The organism is Cruoricaptor ignavus (genome assembly GCF_014961145.1).
GTDB classification, from domain to species: Bacteria; Bacteroidota; Bacteroidia; order Flavobacteriales; family Weeksellaceae; genus Cruoricaptor; species Cruoricaptor ignavus.
Genome location: NZ_CP063145.1, coordinates 1,961,130 through 1,974,774, shown reverse-complemented (window position 1 = coordinate 1,974,774; position 13,645 = coordinate 1,961,130). Strand labels below are relative to the sequence as shown.

11 protein-coding genes are annotated in these 13,645 nt (G+C 37.0%); 5 read left to right on the top strand and 6 right to left on the bottom strand.

The genetic code is table 11. The features are described from left to right. Nucleotides 1–16: 16 nt before the first annotated feature. From IMZ16_RS09565 to IMZ16_RS09545, 5 genes are all read left to right on the top strand, one after another. Nucleotides 17–3,193, top strand: a complete 3,177-nt coding sequence (locus IMZ16_RS09565) for a lantibiotic dehydratase (RefSeq protein ID WP_193439851.1) — start codon at nucleotides 17–19, stop codon at nucleotides 3,191–3,193. Next, the gene (locus IMZ16_RS09560) at nucleotides 3,190–4,383 is read left to right on the top strand and encodes a lanthionine synthetase LanC family protein (protein WP_193439850.1); all 1,194 of its coding nucleotides are present in this window, start codon (nucleotides 3,190–3,192) and stop codon (nucleotides 4,381–4,383) included. Before IMZ16_RS09565 ends, IMZ16_RS09560 begins: the two co-directional genes overlap by 4 nt. A 4-nt stretch (nucleotides 4,384–4,387) precedes the next feature. Beyond that, the gene (locus IMZ16_RS09555; RefSeq protein ID WP_193439849.1) at nucleotides 4,388–5,413 is read left to right on the top strand and encodes a hypothetical protein; all 1,026 of its coding nucleotides are present in this window, start codon (nucleotides 4,388–4,390) and stop codon (nucleotides 5,411–5,413) included. Nucleotides 5,414–5,418: 5 nt separating this feature from the next. Further along, entirely contained in the window at nucleotides 5,419–7,623 is a 2,205-nt protein-coding gene (locus IMZ16_RS09550) for a peptidase domain-containing ABC transporter (RefSeq protein ID WP_193439848.1), read from the top strand. A gap of 210 nt (nucleotides 7,624–7,833) precedes the next feature. Then, nucleotides 7,834–9,180 (top strand): IS5 family transposase, encoded by a 1,347-nt coding sequence (locus IMZ16_RS09545; protein ID WP_193439847.1) that lies wholly within the window; start codon nucleotides 7,834–7,836, stop codon nucleotides 9,178–9,180. Between the two features lie 174 nt (nucleotides 9,181–9,354). Here the strand turns inward: IMZ16_RS09545 and IMZ16_RS09540 are convergent, their stop codons facing one another. From IMZ16_RS09540 to IMZ16_RS09515, 6 genes are all read right to left on the bottom strand, one after another. Then, nucleotides 9,355–10,179 (bottom strand): PRTRC system ThiF family protein, encoded by an 825-nt coding sequence (locus IMZ16_RS09540; protein WP_193439846.1) that lies wholly within the window; start codon nucleotides 10,177–10,179, stop codon nucleotides 9,355–9,357. Then, entirely contained in the window at nucleotides 10,179–10,898 is a 720-nt protein-coding gene (locus tag IMZ16_RS09535; RefSeq protein WP_193439845.1) for a PRTRC system protein B, read from the bottom strand. The genes IMZ16_RS09540 and IMZ16_RS09535 overlap by 1 nt, the downstream gene beginning before the upstream one ends. A gap of 30 nt (nucleotides 10,899–10,928) precedes the next feature. Continuing rightward, nucleotides 10,929–12,005 carry a hypothetical protein gene (locus tag IMZ16_RS09530; RefSeq protein WP_227411512.1) on the bottom strand — a complete coding sequence of 359 codons (1,077 nt, stop codon included), beginning with the start codon at nucleotides 12,003–12,005 and terminating at the stop codon, nucleotides 10,929–10,931. Nucleotides 12,006–12,236: 231 nt separating this feature from the next. After that, on the bottom strand, nucleotides 12,237–12,455 hold the full coding sequence (locus tag IMZ16_RS09525; protein WP_193439843.1) for a PRTRC system protein C: 219 nt from the start codon (nucleotides 12,453–12,455) through the stop codon (nucleotides 12,237–12,239). A gap of 44 nt (nucleotides 12,456–12,499) precedes the next feature. Beyond that, nucleotides 12,500–13,027, bottom strand: coding sequence for a PRTRC system protein E (locus IMZ16_RS09520; protein ID WP_193439842.1), 528 nt, complete (start codon nucleotides 13,025–13,027; stop codon nucleotides 12,500–12,502). Nucleotides 13,028–13,295: 268 nt separating this feature from the next. Further along, entirely contained in the window at nucleotides 13,296–13,634 is a 339-nt protein-coding gene (locus IMZ16_RS09515; protein ID WP_193439841.1) for a molybdenum ABC transporter ATP-binding protein, read from the bottom strand. Nucleotides 13,635–13,645: the final 11 nt, after the last annotated feature.

Genomic DNA, 13,645 nt, shown 5'->3' with positions numbered 1-13,645 from the left:
ATATTGGATACTACTGATGGATCACACTGAATATTTTTTACATGACTACGCATGCTTAAGAATTCCGTCTCATCCCGTGGAATCCTTTCTGGAATTCAATGAGACGATTAAGAATCTTAATACAGAAGATCATGAGCAGCTGGTAACAGTTTTGAACGACATTTTTTCCAATACCTATTACAGAGAAGCCATTTATATTGCTTCCAGAGATTTGTATGAAACATTTCTAAACCTGAAGGAAAATAATTTTCCCAATAGGGATGCCAACCAACGTTTTTTCATGACATTCTATAAATACCTGTCAAGAATGTCTCACAGGTCAACACCATATGGACTTTTTTCTGGAACCTCTGTGGTTACCATGGATGATAAACCGAGCGCAGTACAATTTGATACTGATAAATACAAACTGGTCTGCCAGCTTAATATCCACAGCCTTACAAAGCTGATCCGAAATATTGATCCTCTCCATCAGGAGTTGGTCAATACCATAAAATATTATAAAAATAATACGCTTTACACCCTGAAAGACAAAGCCTTTTTTGTAGAGCAATTTGATAACGGCCGTTATATCGCCTCCAATCTTACCTCCATCAGATTAAGTGAATATGTGAAAGCGATATTGGAATCCGCAGAAAACGGAGCCACCGTACAAGAAATGGAATATGCAATAGCTAATCCGAACATAACTTCAGAACAGAAACAAAACTTCATCAAAAATATTATCCAGTCTCAGATCCTTGTCAGTGAACTACTTCCAAGTGTGTCTACAGAGGATTTTATTGAAGATTTAATTTATAAGATAGATCAAAAAGAGATTGACCTTGAAGAAATCAATGAGCTAAAGGAAATTTACAATGTTATCAGAAATATATCATCAGTTAATGATATTGATGCTTTCAGGAGTTATATTGAAAATAATCCTCGGAACCGGATTATATCCAATGATTTCTATAAGTTGGATCTTTTTTACAACCTTCAGAAAAACAATGTTAATAAAAAAGTTCTGGATGAGATAAGCAGAACTTCGTACGAAATACTGCATCTTTTTTCCGAGAAAACATCTTTGGCATTGCACCATTTTATGATCGCATTTGCCGGAAAATATGAAGAAAGAGAGCTTCCCTTAACCCAGGTTTTAGATACGAATTATGGCATAGGCTATGAAAAAGTAGTAACCGGAAATGCAGAATACATGCCACTACTAGATGGAATTCCCGTAATGGCTGACCCGGATAATGAACCAAGAATTATTTACGGAGGTTTTGAGGTGCTTAGAGAAAAGCTGTTTAAGCAATATTGCAAAACCGGAGAAATGACGATTAATGCTGATGAAGATGTAAAAAATTATTTGTCGCAAAAACAAAATTCTGTTTCAAAGGGAGAGCTGCCGCCCAGTGCATATATTTTCGGAAGAATTCTTTCCGGTTCTGAGGAGGCACTGGATAACGGGGATTATCAATTTTTTCCTATTCAGTGTCATGCTCCGTTTGCAGCCAGATTACTGACCAGGTTTACCCATGGAAACCCAGATCTTAAAAGGCAGGTCAGGAGAATTGCAGAACAGGAACAGAAGACCAATCCTGATGTGATCCTTGCTGAAGTGCTTACCATACCGGATGATAATTATGCCAATATTACATTATACACTACGATCCGTGATTACGAAATCCCTTTTCTATCCAATTCAAAACTAAGTAAGGAACATCAGATTGATGTCAACGACCTTATGGTTTCTGTCCGAAACGGAAAAGTGGTTTTAAGATCAAAAAAACTGAATAAACAGATTATTCCCTGCCTTTCCAACACCTATAATACAACCCTGGCACAGCCGTTATACAAATTCCTGGCAGATGTGGGCAGCCAGAACATGAGACTTGGCTTTTTCTGGGATTGGGGAATATATCAACAGGAACAGTTCCTGCCGAGAATTGAATATAAAAAAATGATTGTAAGCCGCGCACGGTGGTTTCTGAAAAAAGAAAAAATAAATTATAAAGAAGAATCTACAGCCGAAAAAGCTGTAGCAGATATCAGAAAAAAATACAGCCTTCCTCAATATGTCGTTTTATCTGCCGGAGATAATGAGCTTCTTTTAGATCTTGGCAATAAAGTCAGCCAAGCTATTTTCCTGAAAGAAATCAGCATGAAGAATATCATTTTGTACGAAAATCTTCATACTAGCGAAAACTGTTTTATCAAGGAAGGTGGAAAAAGTTATGCGAATGAGGTTGTTATTCCAATGGGAAGTAAAAAGCAGGTGTATTCTTCACAGATAAGAAATATAGCACCAGCAGTGGTAAAAAGGGTGTTTCCTCCCGGAAGTGAATGGTTGTATCTGAAAATATATTCCGGAAGTAAAAATGTTGAAGATCTTCTGACCAAAGTTATTGCAGATTTCGCCGCCGAATTGTTAAAACAAAAGACTATTGATCAATGGTTTTTTATCAAATATAATGACCCTGAGCATCATATCAGGGTGAGATTTCACTGTTTTGATCCCGATCATAAAACAGATGAGTGGTACCGGATATTAGAGAATCTACAGAAAGCTGTTCATCATTTTATAGAAGTAGAGCAGGCTGTAAGGATCGTAGCGGATACTTATGTGAGGGAGATAGAAAGATATGGAGCTCAAACAATGGAATTAAGCGAGCGTATTTTTTTCTATGACAGTGTTGCGGTTTCAGAATTCTTAAACCTAATCCATGGAAACGAAGGCGAAAGGTTGAGATGGAAGTTCGCCCTTGTTGATGTAAACAGACTGCTAGAGGATTTTAAATACTCAATAAAAGATAAAATGAGGGTGATTGCTTCCTTGTGTGAAAATTTCACCAATGAATTCAGCTACAATAATTCAGAAAATTATGTTGCTATCTCAAGAACACTGAGCAGCAAGCATCGGAACCTCAAAAAAGAAATATCGGATATTATTCTTGAGAATGAGACAACACAATATGCCGAAGCCTACGAATGCTTTAATAAAAGAAGTGAAAGCATTTCTGCTGAACTATCCGCTTATCAGCATCTGTCCTGGGAGATGAAAGATCATCTGCTGATGAGCTATATTCATATGACTTTAAACCGCTTATTCATGGTAAATCAGAGAAGACATGAGCTTGTGATTTACTATTTTCTAAAGAAGTTTTATGAATCGGAAATAGGCAAAGCCAAAAACAATATTCTAATATGATACGAAATAAAATTAAACATAGAAAACTGATTGATACCATTACAGAGTCCATTGAAAAATATTCTTGTGAGCAGATATTACATAATGCTTCTTATGAAACAGGGCTGCTCGGATATTCTCTCTATTATTTGTATTTATCAAAGTATACCGATGACAGTTCCTATATAGCAACTGCAGAGGAATATCTCAATAAAGGCTTGGCTGCATTTAATCCTAAAACATTTCACAGGATACATGGCACAGACTCATTGGATGCCCACCTGTCGCATATCGGAAGATATCTGATATTCTGCGAGAATAATGGTTTGCTGTCCGTTTCCAGTGAAGATTATCTGCTCAACCTAGATCAGATCCTTTTTGGCCTGATGAAAAGCAAGATTAATAATAAGGATTTTGACTCGGGAACCGGAGCTTTGGCAGCTGGGTTTTATTATTTAGCCCGCTTGAAAAACGGTGCAGAAGTTCAGGAATATCTGTCATTTCTTATCCATAGTATTGATGAAGCAGCATTTAAAGACGAAGCAGGAGATTATTACTGGGAATGTCCTTCTCTATACAATAGAGTATATCTGGGAATTTCACATGGTTCATCCCTTATCATTTCATTTCTGGCTTCCCTGTACGAGGCGGGATTGGAAACAAGATTATGTGAGGAAATTATCAGAAAAGCCATTAAGTTTCTTACAAAACAATACAGAGAATCAGAATATAAAGGATTATTTCCAAACATGATTGGAGATAAGATTGAGCCGATGCAGTTTGCCCTTTGCTATGGAGATCTGGGCGTAGGATATGTTTTATTGAGAGCTTCGCAAGTTTTGGAGGATCAAGCGGTTGGCAATTTTGCTAACATAATCCTTGATGACTGTCTTCTCCGGACGAAAGAAGACAACCTAACTCTGGATGCAAGCGTATTTTATGGCGCTTCAGGGCTTGCGATTACATTTGATAAACTAGCGAAAATATCCGGTGATAACAGATTTGCTGAAAGAGCAGAGTACTGGAATGATCAGATTTTGACATATGCTGTACATTCCAATAATTTTGCTGGGTTTAAAAGCCGTATCGCGGAAGATAATATCCTGTGGCAGATCTCTTTTGGTTGGGGACTAATAGGAATCGGCGTTACCTTAATGTATTTCGAGGAGGATAGTCTTCCTTCACCGGCGGATTTAACTTTTATTGCTTAAAAAGATGGAAAAAGAAATAATAACATACCGTAAAGAGCTTAAAGATTTTATTAATGCAATGCCTGATTTTCCGGATTCACTGGTCAGTTCTACATTTGAATATGATACCGGAAAGCTGATCAAAATCCTACAGAAGAAAGAAGTTTTTGAAATATGTAAAATCAGTGAAAGTGAGTTTGAAGCTGCAGACAGTATCGACCGGGAGCTTGGGAAAGTAGTTACTGGTCTGCTTAGAGAAACTGATCTTGAGCAGTCGCTGAAAGATTATTTGAGGCTTGAAAAAGAAATTGAAGATAAATTTTCCGGAAATATGTATATGTATACAAAGCAGGGAGCACTGTCTGTAAAAGCACTTTATTACTACAAAATAAAAAACTTTCCCAAAGCCATAACATTTACAATGGAATGTCTGGTTCTGAATGACTACCTCGTACAGAAGGGCATTTATACTTTAAATTTAAGATGCTTTGAACAGAATAAAAACATTTCAAGGATCTATTTCAGAGATCAGAAGACAGAGCTAGGATATGAACTTATATTCAACCTGATTAATTATCTGCTTAACGGGATCAATAAGAACCTTTTCGGGAATATTTTCAGTCATAACCAATATTGGGAGAAAGTTCATATGATAAGGGAAACATATGCCTATGAACTTTTCACAATGATCACGGAAGATATGATCAGGTTTAATATCAATAGTCAGGAATTCCTTCCCGACGACTGGTATTCAGAACTTGATTTTGAGGTCAATACTCCGGACAGACAGATCATCTATAACTGGATTTATATCAATAAGCAGCTTAGGAATTCAAATTATAAAGATTATTTTGACGGTTTACTGTATTGTTTCCAGCAACCCTACAATCAGTTTTATGATATTTTGAAAATCTCATTGCTTCTCGATCTTTATAAACTAACTGGAGATAATCCTGATCTTGCCCGGAACATAGTTAATTTTATTGAAAATAGACTCCATTTTAATCAGTCCTTGCGCACACTTCTTATTAAAAATGTTTTCAAGGTATAACGTATATGAAAATTATTATTCAGCATGATCAGATGGATTGCGGGCCGGCATGTCTTGCAATGATAGCCAGTAGTTATGGAAAAAACTACAGTCTGCAGTACCTGCGTGATCATTCTTTTATTACCAAAGAAGGCGTATCTATGTTTGGGATTGTAGAGGCTTCAAAAAAAATAGGCTTTGAAACACTTCCGGTAAAATTAACGGTAGAAAAGCTTATCAATTTTCCAAATTCACTGCCCTGTATACTGCATTGGGGGAAGAATCATTTTGTTGTTCTTAAAAAAGTAACAAAGAAATTCATGTCCTCAGAATATAACCTTCAGATTGCAGACCCTGCTCATGGCCTGATTTCCATAAAAGAACAGGAATTTAAAAAATACTGGATTTCCAGTGAGAATATGGGAATTGCTTTAATTTTAAAGCCTTCAGAGGATTTTTTTGCATTAGAAGTTCCTCAGGAAAAAAAGATCACCCTGAGTTATATCTTGAAATACCTTACCCCATACAAATGGCAGCTAGTATTAATGTTTCTTCTTTTACTGGCCGGAAGTGCTATTACACTGGTTTTTCCTTTTTTAACGCAGGCCTTGATTGATAAAGGGGTAAGTGCTAAAAATTTGAATCTTATTGCACTGATCCTTCTTTCTCAATTGGGACTTTTCTTGGGATCAATTACCATTGAAGTATTCAGAAACTGGCTTATGCTTTTTATAGGGACAAAATTGAGTATCACCATTATTTCGGAATTCTTGAAGAAAATGCTTCAGCTTCCTATCCGATTTTTTGACACAAAAAAAATGGGAGATTTTAACCAGAGAATTCAGGATAATGAGAGAATAGAAGAGTTCCTCACCTCTCACAGTCTTCTTACCTTTTTCTCAATTATCAATTTTTCTGTTTTCTTCGGAGTTCTACTGTATTATGATTATACGATTTTAATGGTCTATCTTATTTTGACGATTCTCTCCATTGGCTGGTCTTTCTATTGGTTAAAAAAAAGAAAAATTTTAGATTATCTCCGTTTTCAACAGCGAGCCGAGAATCAGGAATCTGTATTTGAGATTATAAAAGGTGTTACAGAGATGAAACTCAATCAATTTGAAGATTTCAAACGCAGCCAATGGGAAGAAGTGCAGCAAAAATTATTTAAAGTTAATATCAAAATATTAAAGTTGAACCAGATACAGCTTTCCGGATTTGAATTTATGAACCAGCTGAAAAATATTCTCGTGACCTTTCTGGTGGCAACACTTGTTGTTAATGATAAAATGACGTTGGGAGGGCTGTTAAGCGTATCTTACATCATTGGGCAAATGAATTCCCCCGTTAATCAGCTGATTAGTTTTTTCCGTTCTCTGCAAGATGCAAAACTCAGCCTGGAGAGATTGAATGAAGTACAGAGCTATCCTACTGAAGAAAGCCCGGATCAGATTGATCTTTTTCCTGAAAAAATAGAAAATCAGCAGCAAACGAAAGGAATCCGGTTTGAAAATGTAAGCTTTCAGTACGGAGGCAGTAGATCGCCTTATGTCTTGAAAAATATCAACCTGCTGATTCCAGAAGGAAAGATAACTGCCATCGTAGGAACAAGTGGAAGCGGGAAAACTACGCTGATGAAGCTGTTACTGAAGTTTTATGAGCCTACGGTTGGAACAATTTTTTATGATGAAATAGATATAGGAGCAATTTCGCCCAAAAACTTAAGAACTGGATGTGGTGTCGTAATGCAGGACGGGTATATTTTTTCAGATACTATAGAAAGAAATATCATTACAGGTAATAAGGAGGGAGAGTATAACAGGCTGATGCAGGCCGCCAGAACAGCTAATATAGATGAATTTGTAGAGTCTCTGCCTTTGAAATTCAACACCAAGATCGGAGCATCAGGCAACGGAATATCTGGCGGTCAGAAACAGCGAATTCTTATTGCTAGGGCCGTATACAAAGATCCACATTATATCTTTTTTGATGAAGCTACATCAGCCTTAGATGCTGAAAATGAAAAAATAATTCACGATAATCTTCAATCATTTTTTAAAGGAAAAACAGTGATAATTGTTGCACACCGACTTTCCACAGTAAAAAATGCAGACCAAATTATTGTCCTTAAAAATGGAGAGATTGTGGAACAGGGTAATCATCATGAACTTGTTAACAAAAAAGCAGATTATTTTAATCTTGTAAAAAATCAACTCGAACTAGGTAATTAAGAATAATAAATTACAGCAAAGCCATACACAGAATAGAATAGTAATAGCCACCTTAATCTGACAAGTCGGTTATCTGACATCTATTAAGGGGAGACTAATTAGTCGCTCCTTAAAATAGCATCAACAGACTGACAATCAGTAAATTAATTGTAATTTTTCTTGTTTTTCTTTGCAGGATTTCGTATCTTGGAGCATTAAAACCTTGCAAATATGTTGGGGAAAAATCCAAAAAAGCAGCCAGAATTATTCCGCCCGATGTTGGTGGACTTTATTGATAACCAACACGAGCTTGTCTTACTTTCCGAGAAGATAGACTGGAATTATTTTGAAGATGAATTTTCCCCGCTATATTCCAAGACGGGCAATCCGAGCCATCCGATCCGCTTTATGGTGGGCTGCCTGCTTCTGAAACACCTTTATAATTTGGGAGATGAGACCCTTGCTTCCGCCTGGATCATGAACCCCTACATGCAGCATTTTTGTGGGAGGGTTTTCTTTGAGCACCAGTTTCCCTGCGATCCGAGTAATTTTGTCCACTTCAGGAAAAGAATTGGAGAAAAGGGGATTGAGAAAATCTTCTCCTACAGCGTAAGGATGCACGATGCGAAGACCAGTACCTCAAACTTCGTGCTGTCCGACACCACCGTTCAGGAGAACAACACCACTTTTCCCACCGATGCGAAGCTCTGCAAAAAAGTAATCGACTACTGCAACAAAATAGCCGAAAGCGAAGGCATAAAGCAGAGGCAGAGATACACGAAAGTCAGCAAGCAACTGGTGCGCAACACCTACAACGGCAAACATCCCAAACGTGCAAAACTGGCAAGGAAATCCCAAAGGCAGCTCAAAACCATCGCCATCAGGCTGATACGCGAGCTTGAACGCAACTTCACGGCAGAGCAGCAAGAGTTTTATAGAGAATCAATGGAGCTCTACACCAAGGCGGTCACACAAAAAAGAAACGACACCGACAAGGTTTACAGCCTCCACAAGCCATTCACCCGGTGCATCGCCAAAGGAAAGGCCCACAAGCAGTACGAGTTTGGGAACAAGGTCGGTCTGGTAACCACTTCCAATAAAGGGAAAAAAATCATCCTCGGCATTAAGTCATTTTTGCAGACTCCCTATGACGGACACACCATCGAGCCGCTTTTGGAACAGATGGAAACGGGTGGACAGCAGCTTCCAAAAGAACTCGTCTACGACCGCGGCGGAAAAGGAAAATCAGAGATAAAGGGCGTAAAAATCTCTATTCCGGGCGTGCCCAGAAAAACAGACACCGCCTACCAGAAACACACAAAACGCAAGAAATTCAGAACCAGGGCGGCAATAGAGCCCATCATCGGACATTTAAAAACCGATTTCAGACTGGCTCAGAACTATTTCTTAGGAGAAACAGGACCGCAAATCAACGCATTACTATCTGCAACGGCGTGGAACATGAAGAAAATGATGGAGATTCTCAAAGAGAAAATCTTTTTCTATTTTTTAAACCTTATCCGCCTGCTCTTTTATCGGAATATTCTTAACGAAAAACTGAAAATGGCGGCTTGTTAAGGAGTGACTAATTAAACATCTATAAAAAACTCGCAACCTCTTTTCAAAAACATGGATAGTCCCCGAAAAGACAATGTTTTAGAAATGTGGTTGCTCCAAAATGCAAAAATGCGGTTCCGACCTACTAAAGGTGGAACTGCATTTTTGCCGCCCAAATTTTGAGTTCGGGCTTTTTTATAATCTTAATGGCTGGGACTGAAAGTTTTTGAGGTTAAGGAAAAAGCCTCTTTTTTCAGCCATTCCGTTTCGGAATAAATTCCATAATAGAGAACTTCCCATTTGTGCCAATGTTGAATTTATAAACAAATCCTGCTTTTCCAAGGCTTCTGCCAAACTGCAACTTGGAGTTTCATCCTCCTGCTCGGATTGTTTCAATAAATCTCCAAATTCTTCGGTTACAAATGCTAACTTATCTATTGCTTCATATTTTTCTGAATTTGGCTGTCTGATACTTCCAATAGTCGATAAAATAACCTGTCCCGTATGTTGGCTGTTTCCAAAATCTATCCAATAACAAGAACGATTGGCGTGATACCTACCATTATCAATTTGGTTCAAAATTTCGGCAATTTCAAATCTCGCCTTTACACTATCTACGCAAGAAATGTAAATATTTGCATACATATTATTTTCGGACATTTCTTTCAAGTTTTCCTTATCAAATTTCATGGTTTCTGCTTTCCAATTAGTTCCGAAAAATCGGTTCACACGGTTAATTAATGCCACCGATTTATACATTCCCAATTCACATTCCGCAAAAAGTTGTCTGCCTAAATTAGCTTCACTCACTTTATCATCATCCCATAATCTCACCGAAAGCCCTGCGTGTCCTAATTCTATAAGGGCATGGTTCATTCTTGCTAATGCAGTAAGTGTTTGAGAACCTGTTCCGCCAGCTCCTATAAGATTTATCGTAATGGGATTCGTTGGATTGAGCAAATAATTATCTGTGAAGTGAACTTTTGTTTTTGTGATAGTATTTATAATTTGTGTTTCCATTAGAGTAGGTCTTTTAATGTTTTGGTTGATTTTTTCAATACTTTTTTTGGAAATACCTTATCCGTATTGATAAGATTTTTCCAGAGGCTAACACAGTTTCCTTTTACCGGATTAAATTCGTTCATCAAATGACTGAAATAAGAGTTAAAAAAGTAGTTTTCCCAAGTAGAAATAAACTCTTCCAATGAAGATGAGTTTTTAATTTGAACATCCACTGTTCCCATACAGACACTTCCATTTTCATAAACATTGAAAAATGGCGCATAATATAGAGGTGTTTCTTCGTTGGGTCTTCGGTTTGTTGCAAGGGCAAATACTCTCAAATTCCTTTTATCGGCATACCAAAGCATTGCTGGGACTTGTGCTAAACCATTAGGAATTTCTAAATTTTCCGTAAAAAATAATGGTCGTTGTATTGCTTTGGTAAACCAAATTACGGAAGCCTTTTCACTTGGATTGATGTGCAAAATATGACTGGGTAAAATACCTACAGGTTTCAAAAAATCTTGCTGTTTTTCTTTTTTGTTCTTTACTGTGAGGGCTTTTGCCAATGCTTCTGCTTCCCTTTCGCTAAGCGGATGGGCATTGATAGGATTTCCGTTGCTATCCATATCAAAATGCTCTACATAGGTATTGCCAAATTTATCTTTGGTTTGATAAAATACGAGTGCCGATGTCGGATAGTAAAGTTTCCCTAATTGTGATGTAATATCTTCCATTTTCGTCGAGGCTAAGGTTAAAGACTGAGATTAAAAACTATTCAAAATGTAAATGAGTTCTTCTATCAAGGGGAAAAGTCGTCTTTCAAAATCGAGATGAGCATCAATCATTTCTTTTCCATTAAAGTGTTTACTGACAATAGGTTCTTCCTGTATATTACATTCTTGAAATTCAGAATTAACGGTTTCAAAAAGGGTTTCAAATAATACACCTTTAGCATCTGCACAGAATGAAATATATTGATTCATCGCTAAAATATTTTCCTGCTCATCATCTTCAATTAACGCCTGGTCTACAGTAGCATTTCTGAAAATTGTGGTATTTGGATATTGCTCATAGAGGGAAAATACTTTACTTGCCAACCTCCAACAATCATTATCAAAGACATCTTTTGCTTTGAAATGTTTTAATCGGTTTTTAAAATGCGTTAAGTGGTAGGAATTATAAATTTTCTTTTCCATTATCTCCCCTATTTGTTCCGCCTGTTTGATTTCTGACAAATAAGCAGGTTGTTCTTCATTTTGCTCGTCTGAAGCTATCCAGTCGGTTATCATTTCATACATCCAAAATAAATAACTGCTTTGTTGCCGGTAATACGGCACTTCGGCAATATGGTAGAGGTAGGAACAAACCGATTTCAAAAGTTCGGAAGCCTGTTTGCGCTTTGGGTTTTTGGACAACCGATACAACGGCAAAATGGGGATATAATACAGAATTGAACCCGTATGAAAGCGTTCTTCGCTTATAAAATAGGATTGGTTTTTTGTTTTATCTTTTACCAGTCGGATTTCTTCCCAATGCTCTGTTTTAAATTTCAGTTGCTTTTGAATATCATCCAAAACCAATGCTATATTGTAGGGATACTCTAAATATTGGGTGAGTTTTGGTTTAATTCCATAATGTTCAGTTAATTGAAAAAGGGACTGAAAACATTCTTTTTCCATTTCCATCGTCTTTTTAGGTTCTTGCTCCTGTTCCTGCTCCTTGTTCTTTTCATGCTTAGGCAGAAAAGTCCATTTTAGAAAAGCATCGGAAGTCGGCTTATCCGCACAGATTTCTGTCTGTCTTTCCGAATCTCCGAAGCATCTTTGGGGCGTTTCACCCATTCGGCAAATTCTCCTAATTGTCGGTGTAGTTGTCGCTGTTTTGCTTTTTCGGGTATATTTACGCTTCCCGATATAATTCTTTGTTGCATTCATTTATTTTTTAGGGATTTAGTTTATAGGGATTAGTTTTTTTGTTTTATTTATGGAAATTGGTTGTCGGTTTAAATATTGATTAAAATATCTTTGATATGCTATCCAACTGATAACTGACAACCAAAACCAATAACCAAATTATCCTTTCGTTCCCATTACGCTTTCAAAATAATACACCACTTTATCTTCTTGGATTTTCGGTGCTGAAACTTTAGCAGTCGTTAATAACGGATAGGTATTTGCGTAAAAGTTCATTACGGCTTCCACGCTCCATTTAGGTTCGGGGTCTGGAAGTTTAATCTCTTGTCCTTTGTCTTTCAATACAAATAGTCTTTCTAATTGTGTGGCTAATAACATATTTTGGATTTTAGAAGTTAGAAATTAGATATTAAAAATTAAGTTTATGATTGATTTTCGGTAAAAAGACTTGGAGCAAAGTGTCTCTCATATTCATTCTGCTTTTTGCGGATAGTTTCAGCAAAGTCGGGATATTCCGATGCCTTTGGTAATGCTGACCACGCTTCTTTATATTTTCCCTCTTTTTCGAGTGCTTCAGCTTTGGCAAAGGCGTCTTTATATTTTTTCTCTTTGGCTTCCTTTTCTTTCTTCTCCCTGTCGGCTTTTTCTTTTTCCATTGCCGATTGTTTTTTGGCTTCCTCTACTTGCTTCATAAAGTTTTCCATATTGACCATTAATCCCGATACGGTTTGTAGCGGTGCTTTAATACTCTCAAAAAATCCGTTATCCAATTCTTCAGCTGTTCCCCGAAGATTGAGTGGTGGAATAAGTTTTCCTGCTTCATCTCCACATTGCTCGTTTCGGAGCAATACGGATAGAACAAAACTATTTTCCTCTGTGGGTCTGAGTGTGAGGTTCAAATCGCCTACAAGGTTCATTTTTGCAAGTTGTCTGAAAAATTTGGTCTGCATTTTTAGATATTTTAAATTAGTGTTTCGTGAATTTTGGTTTAGTTTTTTTCTGTAGCTTTTTTAGTTTTTCGTTCATATCTGTCCAGTATCGATTGAGTTCCCTATCCTGTTTAGAAAAACCATTGTTCAAATGTTCGTATTGTCGGTATCTTGTTGTTACTTCAATGGCTTTATCAAGGTCGGCAACTTCAATTTTGCAACCGTTCAAATCTGTAATGTGCATATTCTGTGTATTAGAGGTGATTAAGTTTGAAATGATATTTAGCAATTAATCTGAAACTTCCACAATTCTGTCGATTTTTCCGTAAAGCATTGCTCTAAGACTGGTTTTATCGGGTGCGTTGTATTCGTGCCAATCTCCGTATTGCTTTACCAAAAAGGTTTTCAAAACATCTTCAAAATTAAATCGGTAGCCCATTAACGGAATAGCTTTTTTGAAATAAGCATTATGATTTACTTTTTCTGCTATCCAATTCTTTTCTTCTCGGTTTAGATTTTCGCCATTATTGAGTTTCTCTCTAAGCCGATAGACTTTTGAGTTTGTATAATGGCTTAAGTTGGGAACTTCGTGAGAAACAAATTTTGTTGCTATTGCTTTAGCTTTCATCGTTTTAAATT

Excerpts from the sequence above, each read along its gene's own strand:
- IMZ16_RS09565 (WP_193439851.1), top strand. The coding sequence starts at position 17 with ATGGATCACACTGAATATTTTTTACATGACTACGCATGCTTAAGAATT.
- IMZ16_RS09560 (WP_193439850.1), top strand. The coding sequence starts at position 3,190 with ATGATACGAAATAAAATTAAACATAGAAAACTGATTGATACCATTACA.
- IMZ16_RS09555 (WP_193439849.1), top strand. The coding sequence starts at position 4,388 with ATGGAAAAAGAAATAATAACATACCGTAAAGAGCTTAAAGATTTTATT.
- IMZ16_RS09550 (WP_193439848.1), top strand. The coding sequence starts at position 5,419 with ATGAAAATTATTATTCAGCATGATCAGATGGATTGCGGGCCGGCATGT.
- IMZ16_RS09545 (WP_193439847.1), top strand. The coding sequence starts at position 7,834 with ATGTTGGGGAAAAATCCAAAAAAGCAGCCAGAATTATTCCGCCCGATG.
- IMZ16_RS09540 (WP_193439846.1), bottom strand. The coding sequence starts at position 10,179 with ATGGAAACACAAATTATAAATACTATCACAAAAACAAAAGTTCACTTC.
- IMZ16_RS09535 (WP_193439845.1), bottom strand. The coding sequence starts at position 10,898 with ATGGAAGATATTACATCACAATTAGGGAAACTTTACTATCCGACATCG.
- IMZ16_RS09530 (WP_227411512.1), bottom strand. The coding sequence starts at position 12,005 with ATGGGTGAAACGCCCCAAAGATGCTTCGGAGATTCGGAAAGACAGACA.
- IMZ16_RS09525 (WP_193439843.1), bottom strand. The coding sequence starts at position 12,455 with ATGTTATTAGCCACACAATTAGAAAGACTATTTGTATTGAAAGACAAA.
- IMZ16_RS09520 (WP_193439842.1), bottom strand. The coding sequence starts at position 13,027 with ATGCAGACCAAATTTTTCAGACAACTTGCAAAAATGAACCTTGTAGGC.
- IMZ16_RS09515 (WP_193439841.1), bottom strand. The coding sequence starts at position 13,634 with ATGAAAGCTAAAGCAATAGCAACAAAATTTGTTTCTCACGAAGTTCCC.